Here is a 14,724-nt window from a genome sequence, read left to right as displayed (position 1 = left end):
CCTTTTTGGATAATAATATTAAATTACAATTAATAATTGCCTAATTGAGATAAAATTTGATCGAATTGTATAATGTGAATTAGTTTTGGGACAACTTGTATAGGAGATTTCAATCACATTTAACAATATCTGATTTGTCTTATTAATTTTTCGATATTGCCACCCCACCAATCGCATGAAGCCCCAGCCATGCAGAGTGCAGCCCTTCCGATCAACCCATTACACCTCACACCAGCCCCACATACACCAGTATCTCCCCCACCTTTTACCCCGGCAGCCGGGCCAAAATATCATAGACCTCATCCACAACAGAGCGCAGGCCACAGTCCCCTTTCCAGTACTCCTCCACCATATCAACCGGCAGGATATCCAGGTCTTCTCTCAGTTGCCACCCGTCCCGACCAAGTAGAAAGCATCAATAGCTGGATATCGGGCATCTGTAAAGATTATCCTGGTATTATTCTACTGGGGAGCCATGCATCCTGAACACCCGGACCCGGAAGCGGAGATCCTGTGGATGCGGCAGCCTGGAATAAAAGGAACAAAACTTCATGGCCCTGACCATGCCACCACCGGACTGCAAGTCCGGAGCATCCACGGGTTGGAGGTCGGAGGGTGGGATGAGCTTGGATAGAAATGGGGTGGATAAGTGCGTGTTGTACATAAATGACAAAAAGTTCGGATATCATTTCCGATTTTTGCTAATTTATAACTGAAAGCAATACACTATATACCGGAAGGTACAAAGCTAAATGTACTCTTTTATAAACTGTAGCATTTTTCAAGTTTGCTCATAAGCCTTAAGGAAGTCGTTTCGTGGGATACTTGCTTGTGTACAAATCGTTCTCAAAGTTGAGCCTTTGATTCGAGTATGATTAGGCATCGTCAAGGGAGTCCGTGTGTCATCAGGATTTTCACGAACCATCGCAATATGTTCTCGTTCTCGGACAAGGCAAAATCCCAGAAGTTCAAATGCCTTGATGACTCTCCTTTTTGGAGCATCAACTGGAAACTTTGTCATTAGATGGCTACTCCAGCTTCGTCTACAAAGGCTTCCAGTATAGGTGACTCAACCTCAAGAACCTCTTGACCAAAAGTTTCGATATGGAAGTGAATAGCTGATTTTACATCAGCTAATGCTTCCTCATAAGTGTCGCCTTCACCAATAATTATACCTTTGAAGCCTAGTGGATAAGCCACATAACCATCAGGATGTTTCTCAACTATGACTTTAAATTGTTTCATCATATTATTCCCCTTAGTTTATGGTATTGCTCATAAATTTTTTGAAATTACTTTCCTAAACCTTTCACTCAAATAAATATTATGTATATTTTCCTAAAACTCTAATACATCTGTGATATTTTGTATATACCAACGATTCAGATATATATTTACATTGCGCCCACTCTCCCCATAAGTTCCTTTCGAGTACACAACCAACCCGACCTCTGTCATTAATCCCTGCGATCAACGAAGTAACGGTATACCCCCATACAAATGTAACGAGGCTTGTATATAGTGTTTTTAGGTATATTTCATATTAAATTTATACATATTATGAACTGAAATACCTTCTATAGGAGATTTCAATCACATTTAACAATATGTGATTTGTCTTATTAATTTTTCGATATTGCCGCCCTACCAATCACAGGAAGTCCCAGCCAGGCAGAGTGCAGCCCTGCCCCACACCGCAGTCCTTGACACTTCCGGCAGCTGCTTGGCCGTCCTGATTATCCCATTGGCCACCAACAGGACCGCAGCCCCTCCGATCAACCCATTACAACTCACCCCAGCCCCACATACACCAGTATCTCCCCCACCTTTGACCCCGGCAGCCGGGCCGAAGTATCATAGACCTCATCCACAGCAAAGCACAAGTCACCGTCCCCTTTACATAACCCCCTTACCACATCAATCGGCAGGACATACAGGTCTTCCTCTCAGTTGCCACCTGTCCCGACCAGGTAGAAAGCATCAATAGCTGGATATCGGGCATCTGTAAGGATAAGCCTGGTATTATTCCACTGGGGGCCATGCATCCTGAACATCCGGACCTGGAAGCGGAGATTCTGTGGATGGGGCAGCCTGGAGGTCGGACGTTAGTATAAGCACTGATAGATGAGGAGGGACGTGTATTTGTTGAGGGGGGCGTATATGAACCTGTTGTGTGTGGCTGATAAGCCTGGAGTGAGCACCGAACAGGTACGAACGGAAAGTTAAGGACTTTGGCGAGAAAGGTTTATGGAGAAACAAAATATCTGAATTTAATAATTGAAACGCTTTTCATATTCTTTATGATTCATCCATTCAAGAATGATTGTAACAACTATGATTTCATCACGAACTACAGAATATATCAAACGCCATGCATTCGGAAAGTTATATTTCCATAAATTATCTATACCATATTTCTTGATGTAAATCTTTGGTATTTGTTTCTTCGGGATCTGAATGCCACAAAATGGATCATTAGATAAATCATCAAAAGCACGATTGAGCCACATATAAAAATTCTTATCCTCAGTACGGGTATCCTTTAATTTATCAAATGCCTCCTTTAACTTGGAATCGGCAAAAACTACACGGGATTCCAATAAATCACCTTACAGCCAAGGAAGAATCCGAAAGATATCTCCTTACAAGCTCAGGATTCCATATCCAACAAATCTTACCTTCGTTATCAATCGCTATCTTGCTAGAATCCAGAAGATAATTTATTGTAACATTATAGGTCTGATACATCATCTTCTTTGGTAAGTGCTCCCATAGAGATTTTTTCTTATATTCACCGCTATGCTCTTTTATAGTTTCTTCAACCATAAGAACAGTATCCAATTGTGGATAGTGAAGTATATTCATCTCGCTGCTTACCGCCATTTTCTCACCTCATTTCTTTATCTCTTCTATCGTTATATATACTTATATAACTAATCTCAAATAAATATTTCCGTTATCTGAAACATTATTAGCTATGAAAATGAATGTTTACACCATAAACCTATGGGGAGTCACGGTATACCCTATACAAATATAACGAGGCCGGTATATAGTGTTTTCAGGTAAATTTCATATTAGATTTATACATATTATAAACTGAAATACCTTCTATAGAATATTTCAATCACATTTAACAATATGTGATTTGTCTTATTAATTTTTCGATATTGCCACCCCACCAATCGCAGGAAGCCCCAGCCAGGCAGAGTGCAGCCCTGCCCCACACCGCAGTCCTTACCACTTCCGGCAGCTGCTTTTCCCTCCTGATTATCCCATTGGCCAACAGCAAGACTGCAGCCTCACATACACCAGTAACTCTCCCATCTTTGACCCCGGCAATTGGGCCGAAGTATCATAGACCTCATCCACAACAGAGCGCAGGTCACAGTCCCCTTTCCAGTACTCCCTTTAACATATCAACCGGCAGGACATACAGGTTTCCCCTCAGTTGCCACCCGTCCTGACCAGATAGAGAGCATCAATAGCTGGATATCGGGCATCTGTAAGGATTATCCTTGTATTATTTCACTGGGGGCCATGCATCCTGAACATCTGGACCCGGAAGTGGAAAGCATGTGGATGCGGCTCCCTAGAATAAGAGGAATAAAACTTCGTAGTCCCAACCTCTCTACCCCCGAAAAAACGGGGCATCAAGGCTAATACTTGGGAATATTTAAGCATCTGAAATAATATACATTGCAATTTTTTGGTAATAATTTTCAGTTTCGATTTTTTTTGTTAAAAGCTGACCAAGAAATCTGATAGAACTCAGAAAAACGAGTAGGCTATGGAAACAAGAATAAATTAAATGTGCTTCATCCACTTTAAATCTTTGAGCCAGGATATTTCCTGGTATCGATAATTGTTCTACATTTACACCTATTGAAATCCCACCAAAACTGGAATGAGTTGCTTGCGAACCCTTCCGATAAACTTGGCAATATAAATATTCATAAAAATGTCTATTAATGTAAGTAGAAGGATAATCATCATCAATTGTCTTTACATTTTCTAACAAGTTTTTTCCAGTCCAAGATTGAGAATTTTTGCCCCATTTTTTTCTATATGCTTCTCGTTTTTTATTAATAAATTCAACCTCAGATGGTTGAACACCACTTACATGTTCACAGCCAAGTTCTTTAAGATGATTATATGTCTTGTAAATCTCTATAAATTGATAATTTTGATATCGTTCAATATCATCTACGATCAAATATTTTGACAGCAAACCCATTGAAATTATACTCTCAAACATTGAACGGGAAAGTGCATAAATATCCGCTAATCTGTCATATTTAGCTAAATCTCTTATTGTAAGAAATGTAGAAAAATTGCGATCATGATTAAGAAAAACCAGATTAACTCTATTCGGATTCTTTCCAACTTTGACTGGATAAAGAGTTTTGAGTTGAAACTGAAGTACTTCTGCACGAATTCTTATAAAATTTTCTTTGGTGAATTTATTTTCCATGATTTCATAGAATTTTATTAATGATTGAGTTTTTCTACAATCTTTTCACCTATCCAAGCATAAATTCCCCATCCTACAGGAAGCAGGAGGCATCAGGGCTGATGATCTGGTGCTTTAATCTAAGCAACGTTGACTCTAATTATATATATTCATAATATTCTGCATTTAAATTTACTCTATCTATATGCTCATTTCCTCTTGATAAGGAGTTCATAGCAAGGTCAAGATATCTATTTGCTTCATTTATATTTCTTTTTTTTGCAGATTCTGCTGCTTTTTGCAGATATATATTAAATTGATGATTATCCTCTAAATATCCTTCAAATTCAAAACATTGTTTAAAGTAAAAATCAGCATTTTCTTTTTTTACATTGCCATTTTCATATTCATTTTTAATGAAAGCTTTAAAATATTCAATTTCTACATTAAGTTGGGTATTGCTCTGCTCTGCTTTTTGAATTAATGATATGGCGGTCGAATACTCTCCAATATTATAATTAAGTATTGCATCATTAGTCAAGTCTTTTCCTTTGTTTTGTAAATCAATTAGTGCACTATATTTATCATAAGCTAAATTTTCAATTTCGGGATCGGAATCATAATAATATGGTTCTTCAGTACACCCGCTTATAAAAAGAATAAATGTGATAAAAATTACTAAATATATACAATTTTTAAAAAGCATATAAGATAAATTAAAGATAATTATGCATATACTTTTCTAAATAAGGTAGAACATATATAATTTCACTATTCTAAATTATTTCTCATATCACTCACCGAGCATAAACCCAGCATTTCGCAGTCACGGAATACCACATACAAATGTAACGAGGCCTGTATATAGTGTTTTAAGGTATATTTCATATTAGATTTATACATATTATAAACTGAAATACCTTCTAGAGGAGATTTCAATCACATTTAACATTATGCGATTTGTCTTATTAATTTTTCGATATTGCCACCCCACCAATCGCAGGAAGCCCCAGCCAAGCAGAGAGCTGCCCTGCCATACACCGCAGTCCTTGACACTTTCGGCAGCTGCTTTGCCGTCTTTATTATCCCATTGGCCACCAGCAGGACCGCACCCCACATACACCAGTATCTCCCCCACCTTAGACCCCGGCAGCCGGGACGAAGTATCATAGACCTCATCCACAACAGAGTGCAGGTCACAGTCCCCTTTCCAGTACTCTTCCACCACATCAACCAGCAGGACATACAGGTCCTCCTCTCAGTTGCCACTCGTCCCGACCAGGTAGAAAGCATCAATAACTGGATATCGGGCATCTGCAAGGATTATCCTGGTATTATTCCACTGGGGGCCATGCATCCTGAACATCCTGACCCGGAAGCGGAGATCCTGTGGATGCGGCAGCCTGGAATAAAAGGAGTAAAACTTCGTAGCCCCAGCCGTTCCACCGCCGTTGACAATTTATAGAAGAGTGACAGAAAATGTCGGCCCTATTCAACTATTTTGATAAAATCACTATCATCCCACAGTTTTTCAAAATCTGTGTCCTTCTTTGCTTGTCTTTTATAGGAGCTATCAAATTCAATTGCCCGTTTCAAATTGTAAAGTGAATCCTCTTTTTTATTTGTAAGAGAAAAAGCACACGCTCGATTATACCATAAACTGTCATAATCCGGTTTGATCTCAATAGCTTTTTCATAGACTTCTAAGGCATCTTCATATCTTCCGAGATTACTAAGAGTTGTACCTTTATTATTCAATGCACTGAAATCATCCGGTTTGATCTCAATAGCTTTCTCAAAGGCTTCTAAGGCATCTTCATATCTTCCAAGATTATCAAGGGTAGTACCTTTGTTATTCAATGCACGAAGATCATCCGGTTTGATCTCAATAGCTTTCTCAAAGGCTTCTAAGGCATCTTCATATCTTCCGAGATTACCAAGAGCAGTACCTTTGTTATACCATGCTTTGGCATCTGGTTTGATCTCAATAGCTTTCTCATAGACTTCTAAGGCATCTTCATATCTTCCAAGATCATCAAGAGTAATACCTTTGTTATACCATGCATGAAAATTATCCGGTTTGATCTCAGTAGCTTTCTCAAAGGCTTCTAAGGCATCTTCATATCTTACAAGATCATCAAAAGTATTACCTTTGTTATACCATGCACTGAAATCATCTGGTTTGATCTCAATAGCTTTCTCAAAGGCTTCTAAGGCATCTTCATATCTTTTGAGATTACCAAGAGTATTACCTTTGTTAATCCATGCATGAAAATTATCCGGTTTGATCTCAATAGCTTTCTCAAAGGCTTCTAAGGCATCTTCATATCTTCCGAGATGACCAAGAGTATTACCTTGGTTATACCATGTATAGGTATCCGGTTTGATTTCAATAGCTTTCTCAAAGGCTTCTAAGGCATCTTCATATCTTCCGAGATTTGCAAGAGCAGTACCTTTGTTATTCAATACACGAAAATCATCCGGTTTGATCTCAATAGCTTTCTCAAAGACTTCCAAGGCATCTTCATTTCTTCCAAGATCATCAAGAGTATTACCTTTGTTAATCCATGCACGAAGATTATCCGGTTTGATCTCAGTAGCTTTCTCAAAAGCTTCTAAGGCATCTTCATATCTTCCGAGATTAACAAGTGTATTACCTTTGTTATACCATGCACTGAAATCATCCGGTTTGATCTCAATAGCTTTCTCAAAGACTTCCAAGGCGTCTTCTTCACATCCTGATGCCATTCTAATCATTCTAGTAAGATTTTCAAGTGATTTGGCAGGTTCTTCTTTTGGTTCTTTTTTCACTGCCAGGATTTCACCGAAGCTGTAGAACCCAACATAAGGAATAGAATTCTCTTTAATGTAATCTAAGGATTTATCCTCGGGTAATTCGATGTATTTTTTTAGACGCCTAGCGGACTTCAATTCCCATTCATGTTTAGTATCTATTTCAAGGTTTTTGTCAATACGTGAAGGGATTAAGATAATTTTCGGCGGATTTTGTTGTTCCACTACATCTGATGACTTAGTCAATATTTTTTCAGCAATCATCTCAGTACCGGATATGCACTGTTCATTCAATGAAAATAAAAGGACAACCACATCAGGCATTTGTAAGGTGCAAATTCCACCAATATCTGTAATACCAGTTCTACTATCAATAAGAACAAAATCAGCTTTGCTTTTTAATTTATCTTTAAGGTACTCAATAAATCCAAAACCATGCCAGTTTTTGTAAAAATCATCCCATTCAAAATTGTTAACTTGATTTGCATAATTACCATCATCCGTTTTCCCAGCGGGTAAGATCGATAAAGAACCTTTGTCAAAATTACATGGCAATTTCATGATGTATTGATCTAAGTCAATAAATTCATCATTGGTGATGGGATGATCTTCTTTTAACAAAGTTTTATAGTCATAAAATAGGTCAATTAAGCCAGTTTTAATTTCATTTTCCTTTATGTTAAAAAACTTATGCAAACCTGGTGCTTCTAAATCCCAATCAACCAATAATACTTTATGTCCATATTTATTAGCTAATAACCAAGCTACATTGGCCAAAGCCATACTTCTGCCGACCCCACCTTTATAAGAATAAAAAGTAATTATTTTCGAATTGTAATCAGACATTGTTAATCTCCTCCAAAACCAGGCTTATATTCATCATCAGTTGGTATATCATGATCTTGATAATATTTGCCCATATCCCTCTTAGCTCTAGGATTTGGGAATTCTTCATTTTCAAGATAGTGCTTGACAAAATTTTTAAAATTATTCAAATCATTAACCCTTGCTGCTACTCTATGCAGAGACCCTTTTTCATATTCTTTTAAAACTTGATTCCAAGTACTACTATATTGTTCTTCTAGTTGATCTTGGAGATTAACCGGGAGTGTATAATTCATTAAAAGACAGCATTTGCTTTCTTCAGCATGCCTAAACGCGTGATCAACTCTTATTGCCAAATTTTGATATTTTTGTAAATACATAGCAAACACATCAATAAAAAAGACGTTAATACCTGAAAGAATATCAGTATTTGTACAATCTTCATCTAGACTTGAAATTGATTGACATCTATAGCATTTCGTTTCATTTTCTTCAATTATTTCAGAAATACTCTTATCTTCAAAAGGTTTCCAATCTTCTGGTCGTTTGCCATATATTGAATCTTTATGCTTTGCAAGCCATTTGGATAAATCAGTCAATCCATCCTCATCAAGTGAACTAATTACATCTTCTACCTCTTCTGCTTTTAAAGCAATAACTGCATAATAGATAATATCTGCCATATCAATCTTCCAATTTTAATCTTTTTATACTATTTATGGAATTACAAATTTCGTTATCGCGTTCACGACGCATTTTCTGGTCCGGAGAAAGTGATATTATATTTGCAAAATATATTTCCCAAGTCTCTTTTTTTAATTTCTCATTAGCACTACATTTAACATATTTTAATACTTTGATAAAGTTTGTTATATCGTCATGTACTGGTTTAAGAGAATTTTGGAGATCAAAACTTATTTTAATATTAATTGCTTGATCCAATAAATATTCAATTTTGTTAGCCAGATTAATCAATTTATCATCTTCCATTGAAACACATTCATTCCAAATCGGGTTACTTTTCAATAATTTCATATTGTCCTGAACTTCTATGATTAATTTAACAAATTTCACTGGTGGTAATGCAGGTAAATTGACTTCTTTTGTAACAACAGTAAAAAATAATGTTGAAGCTATAAGTAAACTGGCAATTGCTAAAAGGAAAGGCTCAAAATTTGGTCCAGACTTCAATAAATCCATACTTTCATTCCAATTATGAGGTATTACGAAAACATATTTGCCTTGAATAACTCCAGAAAGTCCAAAGATTACAGTGGATATTAAAAGAGTTATAGCAGTAATCATAATACTGCGGATGTTAAGAAAATCTGTAGTTAAATAAAAGCCCTTAAGACGATTTCTAATAAGTGAAAAGATAAAGATAGCAATCGGAATGATGGGTATTATAATGAAAAATTGCGCACTTTCTATGGTGTTATATATTTTAACCTCTAAAACACCAATAAGAAAAAGTATAGATGGCAACACTCCATAGAAAATAAGCCCAAATGCTCTAATTCCAAAAATTTCATCAAGGAAAATTATATTATTCGATTCATTTGCTGATTTAGACATTGGACTGATCGACTCTTTTTCACTTTAAATGATACCATAAATATGTAAATTCTAATCTTCTCGTAACCAACAATTTCCAAAGATTATAGTGTTTTCAGGTATATTTCATATTAGATTATACATATTATGAACTGAAATACCTGCTATAGGAGATTTTAATCACATTTAACAATATGTAATTTATCTTATTAATTTTTCGATATTGCCACCCAGCCAAGCGCAGGTCACAGCCCCCTTTCCAGAGCCCCCCTTTACCACATCAACCGGCAGGATACACAGGCCCCCCTCCTGCATATCCCCACACAACCCTCTACCTCAAGCCATCTCCCTCACAAGCCTCGCAATCTCATCACCCACATCAGAAGTACCACCACTACCCCCCATATCCTTAGTCAGCACCTTCCCCTCCTTGATATCCCGCTCAATAGCAGCCACAATAGCATCGGCAGCCCCCTTCTCGCCCATCTGCTCCACCATCATAGCCCCGGCCCAGATAGTAGCAATCGGGTTGGCCCGGTTCATACCCGTATACTTCGGCGCACTACCATGAATAGGCTCGAACATGCTGGTGCCCTCGGGATTGATATTACCGCCCGGTGCCAGTCCCAGTCCACCCTGCACCATAGCGCCCAGGTCAGTGATGATATCCCCGAACATATTGGGCGTAACCACCACATCAAAGAACTCAGGGTCCTTCACGAACCACATAGTAACCGCATCAACAAAATTAAAATCAGTGGTCACGTCCGGGTACCCGCTCGCAACAGACTCGAACTCCTCGCGCCAGAAACCGTAGATATCAGTGAGCACATTGGCCTTATCCACTGACGATACATGCTTCTTGCGCCCCACAGCCAGCTCAAAAGCATACTTTATCACCCGCTGGGTCCCCTCCTTGCTTATCATACCGATCTGGTATCCTATCTCCTCGCTGTCAGTCTCGATATCCAGCCCGAACCTGGCATTATACAATGTGCGCTCCACCTCCAGCACAGCCTTGCTCTCGCCTCGCTTTGCCCTGCCGCCAATACCAATATAGAAATCCTCAGTATTCTCCCGCACCACAGTGAAGTCGATATCTTCCGGCGTCTTATCCTTGATAGGGCACTACACGCCTTCCAGCAGCTTGATCGGCCGCAGGTTGATATACTGGTCAAAATAGAACCGTGCCGCAAGCAGAATGCCTTTTTCAAGCACACCTGGCGCAATCCTGGGATCACCGATACTCCCAAGGTAAATATTGTCGTATGTATTCAGTTCCTTAAGCGCATCCTCAGAGATAAGCTCCCCGGTCTCAAGGTAATGGTCAGCTCCTTGGGGGTAATCTATCCAGTCCACATCAAAACCATACACCTCACCGGCTGCATCAATGACCTTGCGCCCCTCTGCAATGATCTCGGGACCGATGCCGTCCCCTGCTATCACTGGTATCTTATACTGGCTCATGCGCTCACCTGCTGCCTGGTGAATTCGATAAGTCCCCCGGCATCCACTATACTGCGCAGGAAATCAGGCAGGCCCGTGGCCTGGTAAGTTTCGTTTTTGGTCTTGTTAGTAATGATGCCTGATGCAATATCCACGTCAAGTTCATCCCCTTCCCGGATGCGGTCCGTCTCAGCGCATTCCAGAAGTGGCAGACCTATATTGATGGAGTTCCTGAAAAAGATGCGGGCAAAGCTTTTGGCAATGATGCATTTCAACTGTGCACCTTTTAGTGCCAGGGGTGCATGTTCCCTGCTCGAACCGCAGCCGAAGTTGGTTCCTCCGATGATGATATCGCCTGGGTTGACCTCACCTGCGAATTCTGGTCTTACACCTTCAAAAGCATGCTCTGCCAGTTCTTTCGGTGTATTGATAGTAAGATACCTGCCAGGTATGACAGCATCGGTATCGATATCGTTCCCAAATTTCCAAACATTTCCATTCATTGTATTCTGCTCCATGATTTGAGGTTATAGATAGGATCAAAAGATTATAGTATTTTGCTTAACATCGGTTGTGTAAGCTTTAAATTTTGGCAGTGTCCCAAAATGGACCGCTTAATTTAGATAATATGATATCCATTATTATTTTTGTGATGTTACATGGCTAGACCTCGAAGTAAAATCGATATTACATGTCAGAATCCAGAATGCAAATATTTCTTGACAGAGGAAGGAAAAGATATACTAAAGCGTGGAAAAAATCGAGCAGGACATCAACAATACTATTGTAATCACTGTAGTAGATGGTTTGTTGAAACAGCGAATACACCGCTGTATCATAAACATCTTTCAAAACCTGAGATAATCAACATCTGCAAACACCTTGTAGAGAAAAATGGTATCAGATCGATTGAACGAATAACAGGCCACCACAGGGATACAATTGGAAATTTAATAGAGGATCTTGCCTTGCATGCTGATTTTGTAAATTCTATTCTTCTTCATGATGTAAAACTTGGACAATCTGAGGTTGATGAAATGTGGACATTCATAAAAAAAAACAAAAAAAAGTTGAGTCAGGAAGCTCTAATTCAGATATCGAAGGTGATGCCTGGATATTCACTTTCATGACGAGAGGGTCTTATCTTAATGTTGCTTATGAAATTGGGAGGAATTTTTCAATTTTAATTATGCGGTCTAATTAAGTACACTGCCCACAGTTGCACTGCCAATGGCAATTACGACGTACTGACGTTCCAGTTCTTATACTGCAGTGATTACATCTTTCCAGGGAATATATGGACATGGGCAGCTATGATCATGTTGGTCGTATCCGGAAAGCAGGAATATCTGATATGATATCAGCTTCGATCTCCTCATACGACCTGGGATTTACTTGTTTTTGCATGATATTCCATAATACAAATAATGTAGCTGCAACAGTAATGATTACATTCAACAACACGAGCCATAAAACACTTTCCGGTAACAGGTAACTGAAAAGGAATAGCAGCCATGACATTACGAATCCAGTCGCAGCTAAAACAATATATTTGATCATTGTAAGTATTACCTTGAATTTTCCAGTGACAGTCAGAGCTTTTGTAACAGTATAATTCTTAAAATATTTTCGAATCTCTATGAACAATGAGCCAGAACTAACATGTGGGATATTTTTATCCAGCAGGAATAGAATGATCTTGAAAAAGGAATATGGTGAAAAGGTATGTTTGCAAAGAGGTGGGAGTTTTTCTGCATCTTCAGATAAACCCCGGGATTTGAGGTCTTTTTTCATCAGGTCTACGATCTCTTCTTTATAACCTGCATCATCCTGGTAAGCAGCACATACAAGTACAGACACCCATAGTAAATGTTCATGTTCACCACTTTGTACCATTTCACGACGCAATTTCTCTATCTTATGCATCGGAACATCCATATCCATGAGGTCACCAACAGGATTTGATACCTTCATGACGGCGGCTATTTCGCCTGTTTTACCCTGTAAGAGTTTGATAAAAATGGGTTTTAACAAGGATAGTTCCTGGGTGGCTTTTTTATTTTTATATATGGTTATGCCAATTATTGATATTAGAAATAAAAATAGCAGGGTCATCATGTAACAAGCTGCTATTGTCAATGAGAATATCATAGGTGGTTCAAATAGGGTGACCATAGTGGATAAAGGTTGTTTAGAATATATAAAAAATGTGTTATTCTTTTCAATGTTCTACACCTGTTTAATGCTATAAATGCTACATTATCTATGGCACTATCTCATGATCCAGTCATTTACATTTTTCGCATAAGGGCATATCCCATACCTGTAGTATAAATGGGTATGCTGAGGTAGCGCAGGCCGATGTCGGTGAAATACTGGGTAACTGTCATAGGGAAAAATCCCATTGATACGAACACCAGGTCAAGACCCAGGTTTATCACTAACCAGACCACTCCTATGGTGATTCCTTCCTTGACATGATCTGTCCCGATTTCCTTGAAGTATGCAACTGCCAGGGTCACACCGACAAGACCGCCTACAACGATCATTATAGACTTAAAAAACGTCTCAGGAATCAGGAAGCTGCCACTTTGGTCCACGAACGGGAACGCGGCGATAAACGGAATTAACCAGAGAAGAAAACCGAATAAGACAATTTTCAGATACTTGTTCATTTGTTTCACCCCTTCCCAAACCATGCATTTACCTGAATATAATATTACCCATAATCCCTTATATACTGAAAAAAGTTCGTCGAAAGGTCTATGATGGTCATGCACGAGATAGAGTATCTTAGATAAATACGGGGCAATCACTGGCCCCTTTTCTTTTTATTCCACTTATCCACCAGATAGTCAATAGTGATATTCATAAAATTCCTGAAAAAGATACAACATCCGATAAAGATTGTTAATATACCTATCGAAATAAAAGTGAACTGAGAAATATTGCTTCCAATTCTGGTAGTCTTATCTTCATATCCTGTTATTTCCCTGGGAATATAAAAAAAATCAGAGAAAACGGGTGTAAATAATATAAACAAAAGGCCAATGATTATGATTATTGTTCCAATACTGACCTCATCTACATCATCGTTCTGTTTTCTTATCATCCATGAACACGCCCACACATCAATATTATATTACATGTTATGGACCATGAGCAATAATATTTTCCCTTCAAAGTTCATTTAACACAATCTTTTTTCAACGTATCGGAAATTATAAACGCATTTCGTTATCGATATATGTAATTTTCGTAGCTTGAAATTTTGATTTGTTGGACTGCCTCGATAAACTGTTGAAGTCATATTAAGGATTGAAGTAAAAACCCCGACGAAAATATTTATAATAACAGCATTAACTTGAGAGTTCATATGGCTAAAGTCACAATAAAATTATTCGCAAACCTCAGGGAACAGGTCGGAAAAGCAAAGATCGAAGCCGACGGCAGTGATCTTCGTGAAGTAATAGATATTCTTATAGGTAAATATGACGGCCTCGGAGAACTGATCATCAAAAACGGCGAGATACACCCGTTCATCCATGTTATGGTCAACGGTATCAGTGTTAAGGACAAGGACGGCCTGGACACTGTACTCAATGATGGCGACGAGATCACCTTATTCCCGCCCGTATCTGGCGGTTGAAGGA

At 38.5% G+C, this 14,724-nt stretch carries 19 protein-coding genes and 1 pseudogene; 5 read left to right on the top strand and 15 right to left on the bottom strand.

The genetic code is table 11. From position 1 onward, the window contains the following. Nucleotides 1-475 precede the first annotated feature (475 nt). Nucleotides 476-634: a hypothetical protein gene (locus HF974_07390; GenBank protein MBC2698150.1), complete on the top strand. Its 159-nt coding sequence runs from the start codon at nucleotides 476-478 to the stop codon at nucleotides 632-634. Nucleotides 635-781: 147 nt separating this feature from the next. Here the strand turns inward: HF974_07390 and HF974_07385 are convergent, their stop codons facing one another. The 5 genes from HF974_07385 to HF974_07365 form a co-directional block, all read right to left on the bottom strand. Beyond that, nucleotides 782-1,021, bottom strand: a complete 240-nt coding sequence (locus HF974_07385; GenBank protein ID MBC2698149.1) for a type II toxin-antitoxin system HicA family toxin — start codon at nucleotides 1,019-1,021, stop codon at nucleotides 782-784. After that, the gene (locus HF974_07380; GenBank protein ID MBC2698148.1) at nucleotides 1,021-1,245 is read right to left on the bottom strand and encodes a type II toxin-antitoxin system HicB family antitoxin; all 225 of its coding nucleotides are present in this window, start codon (nucleotides 1,243-1,245) and stop codon (nucleotides 1,021-1,023) included. The genes HF974_07385 and HF974_07380 overlap by 1 nt, the downstream gene beginning before the upstream one ends. A 399-nt stretch (nucleotides 1,246-1,644) precedes the next feature. Further along, complete coding sequence (locus HF974_07375) at nucleotides 1,645-1,794, bottom strand: hypothetical protein (GenBank protein ID MBC2698147.1); 150 nt, start codon at nucleotides 1,792-1,794, stop codon at nucleotides 1,645-1,647. A 476-nt stretch (nucleotides 1,795-2,270) separates the two neighbouring features. Continuing rightward, complete coding sequence (locus HF974_07370; protein MBC2698146.1) at nucleotides 2,271-2,600, bottom strand: hypothetical protein; 330 nt, start codon at nucleotides 2,598-2,600, stop codon at nucleotides 2,271-2,273. Nucleotides 2,601-2,604: 4 nt separating this feature from the next. Beyond that, nucleotides 2,605-2,865 (bottom strand): hypothetical protein, encoded by a 261-nt coding sequence (locus tag HF974_07365; GenBank protein ID MBC2698145.1) that lies wholly within the window; start codon nucleotides 2,863-2,865, stop codon nucleotides 2,605-2,607. A gap of 477 nt (nucleotides 2,866-3,342) precedes the next feature. On the opposite strand from HF974_07365, the gene HF974_07360 reads away from it, so the two are divergent. Next, the gene (locus HF974_07360) at nucleotides 3,343-3,663 is read left to right on the top strand and encodes a hypothetical protein (protein MBC2698144.1); all 321 of its coding nucleotides are present in this window, start codon (nucleotides 3,343-3,345) and stop codon (nucleotides 3,661-3,663) included. Nucleotides 3,664-3,676: 13 nt separating this feature from the next. Here HF974_07360 and HF974_07355 read toward each other — a convergent pair whose 3' ends face one another. Together HF974_07355 and HF974_07350 are read right to left on the bottom strand one after the other, a co-directional pair. Continuing rightward, nucleotides 3,677-4,474 (bottom strand): hypothetical protein, encoded by a 798-nt coding sequence (locus HF974_07355; protein MBC2698143.1) that lies wholly within the window; start codon nucleotides 4,472-4,474, stop codon nucleotides 3,677-3,679. A gap of 139 nt (nucleotides 4,475-4,613) precedes the next feature. Continuing rightward, nucleotides 4,614-5,159, bottom strand: a complete 546-nt coding sequence (locus HF974_07350) for a hypothetical protein (GenBank protein ID MBC2698142.1) — start codon at nucleotides 5,157-5,159, stop codon at nucleotides 4,614-4,616. Nucleotides 5,160-5,435: 276 nt separating this feature from the next. Here HF974_07350 and HF974_07345 point away from each other — a divergent pair, with 276 nt between their 5' ends. After that, nucleotides 5,436-5,918 (top strand): hypothetical protein, encoded by a 483-nt coding sequence (locus HF974_07345; protein ID MBC2698141.1) that lies wholly within the window; start codon nucleotides 5,436-5,438, stop codon nucleotides 5,916-5,918. A 23-nt stretch (nucleotides 5,919-5,941) separates the two neighbouring features. Here HF974_07345 and HF974_07340 read toward each other — a convergent pair whose 3' ends face one another. The 5 genes and pseudogenes from HF974_07340 to HF974_07320 form a co-directional block, all read right to left on the bottom strand. Next, entirely contained in the window at nucleotides 5,942-8,092 is a 2,151-nt protein-coding gene (locus tag HF974_07340) for a tetratricopeptide repeat protein (protein ID MBC2698140.1), read from the bottom strand. A 2-nt stretch (nucleotides 8,093-8,094) separates the two neighbouring features. After that, a complete protein-coding gene (locus tag HF974_07335) occupies nucleotides 8,095-8,754 on the bottom strand; it encodes a hypothetical protein (protein ID MBC2698139.1) in 660 nt (219 codons plus the stop codon). A gap of 1 nt (nucleotide 8,755) precedes the next feature. Next, nucleotides 8,756-9,646 carry a hypothetical protein gene (locus HF974_07330; GenBank protein MBC2698138.1) on the bottom strand — a complete coding sequence of 297 codons (891 nt, stop codon included), beginning with the start codon at nucleotides 9,644-9,646 and terminating at the stop codon, nucleotides 8,756-8,758. Between the two features lie 315 nt (nucleotides 9,647-9,961). Continuing rightward, nucleotides 9,962-11,092, bottom strand: a pseudogene (locus HF974_07325) (isocitrate/isopropylmalate dehydrogenase family protein). Further along, on the bottom strand, nucleotides 11,089-11,574 hold the full coding sequence (locus HF974_07320; protein MBC2698137.1) for a 3-isopropylmalate dehydratase small subunit: 486 nt from the start codon (nucleotides 11,572-11,574) through the stop codon (nucleotides 11,089-11,091). Before HF974_07320 ends, HF974_07325 begins: the two are co-directional and overlap by 4 nt. Nucleotides 11,575-11,730: 156 nt before the next feature. Between HF974_07320 and HF974_07315 the strand changes: the two genes are divergently transcribed. Next, nucleotides 11,731-12,201, top strand: coding sequence for an IS1 family transposase (locus tag HF974_07315; protein ID MBC2698136.1), 471 nt, complete (start codon nucleotides 11,731-11,733; stop codon nucleotides 12,199-12,201). Between the two features lie 187 nt (nucleotides 12,202-12,388). Here HF974_07315 and HF974_07310 read toward each other — a convergent pair whose 3' ends face one another. From HF974_07310 to HF974_07300, 3 genes are all read right to left on the bottom strand, one after another. Then, nucleotides 12,389-13,246 carry a hypothetical protein gene (locus tag HF974_07310; GenBank protein ID MBC2698135.1) on the bottom strand — a complete coding sequence of 286 codons (858 nt, stop codon included), beginning with the start codon at nucleotides 13,244-13,246 and terminating at the stop codon, nucleotides 12,389-12,391. 116 nt (nucleotides 13,247-13,362) lie between these two features. Beyond that, complete coding sequence (locus tag HF974_07305; GenBank protein ID MBC2698134.1) at nucleotides 13,363-13,746, bottom strand: hypothetical protein; 384 nt, start codon at nucleotides 13,744-13,746, stop codon at nucleotides 13,363-13,365. 137 nt (nucleotides 13,747-13,883) lie between these two features. Then, nucleotides 13,884-14,183, bottom strand: coding sequence for a hypothetical protein (locus tag HF974_07300; GenBank protein MBC2698133.1), 300 nt, complete (start codon nucleotides 14,181-14,183; stop codon nucleotides 13,884-13,886). Between the two features lie 264 nt (nucleotides 14,184-14,447). Here HF974_07300 and HF974_07295 point away from each other — a divergent pair, with 264 nt between their 5' ends. Beyond that, nucleotides 14,448-14,720 (top strand): MoaD/ThiS family protein, encoded by a 273-nt coding sequence (locus HF974_07295; protein ID MBC2698132.1) that lies wholly within the window; start codon nucleotides 14,448-14,450, stop codon nucleotides 14,718-14,720. Nucleotides 14,721-14,724: the final 4 nt, after the last annotated feature.

It is taken from the genome of ANME-2 cluster archaeon (assembly GCA_014237145.1).
Classification (GTDB): Archaea; Halobacteriota; Methanosarcinia; order Methanosarcinales; family Methanocomedenaceae; genus Methanocomedens_A.
The sequence above is the reverse complement of the archived record's forward strand: the minus strand, read 5'-3'. Positions and strand labels throughout refer to the sequence as shown.

Coding starts and splice junctions, on each gene's coding strand:
- HF974_07390 (MBC2698150.1), top strand. CDS start 476: ATGCATCCTGAACACCCGGACCCGGAAGCGGAGATCCTGTGGATGCGG.
- HF974_07385 (MBC2698149.1), bottom strand. CDS start 1,021: ATGACAAAGTTTCCAGTTGATGCTCCAAAAAGGAGAGTCATCAAGGCA.
- HF974_07380 (MBC2698148.1), bottom strand. CDS start 1,245: ATGAAACAATTTAAAGTCATAGTTGAGAAACATCCTGATGGTTATGTG.
- HF974_07365 (MBC2698145.1), bottom strand. CDS start 2,865: ATGAATATACTTCACTATCCACAATTGGATACTGTTCTTATGGTTGAA.
- HF974_07355 (MBC2698143.1), bottom strand. CDS start 4,474: ATGGAAAATAAATTCACCAAAGAAAATTTTATAAGAATTCGTGCAGAA.
- HF974_07350 (MBC2698142.1), bottom strand. CDS start 5,159: ATGCTTTTTAAAAATTGTATATATTTAGTAATTTTTATCACATTTATT.
- HF974_07340 (MBC2698140.1), bottom strand. CDS start 8,092: ATGTCTGATTACAATTCGAAAATAATTACTTTTTATTCTTATAAAGGT.
- HF974_07335 (MBC2698139.1), bottom strand. CDS start 8,754: ATGGCAGATATTATCTATTATGCAGTTATTGCTTTAAAAGCAGAAGAG.
- HF974_07330 (MBC2698138.1), bottom strand. CDS start 9,646: ATGTCTAAATCAGCAAATGAATCGAATAATATAATTTTCCTTGATGAA.
- HF974_07320 (MBC2698137.1), bottom strand. CDS start 11,574: ATGAATGGAAATGTTTGGAAATTTGGGAACGATATCGATACCGATGCT.
- HF974_07315 (MBC2698136.1), top strand. CDS start 11,731: ATGGCTAGACCTCGAAGTAAAATCGATATTACATGTCAGAATCCAGAA.
- HF974_07310 (MBC2698135.1), bottom strand. CDS start 13,246: ATGGTCACCCTATTTGAACCACCTATGATATTCTCATTGACAATAGCA.
- HF974_07305 (MBC2698134.1), bottom strand. CDS start 13,746: ATGAACAAGTATCTGAAAATTGTCTTATTCGGTTTTCTTCTCTGGTTA.
- HF974_07300 (MBC2698133.1), bottom strand. CDS start 14,183: ATGATAAGAAAACAGAACGATGATGTAGATGAGGTCAGTATTGGAACA.
- HF974_07295 (MBC2698132.1), top strand. CDS start 14,448: ATGGCTAAAGTCACAATAAAATTATTCGCAAACCTCAGGGAACAGGTC.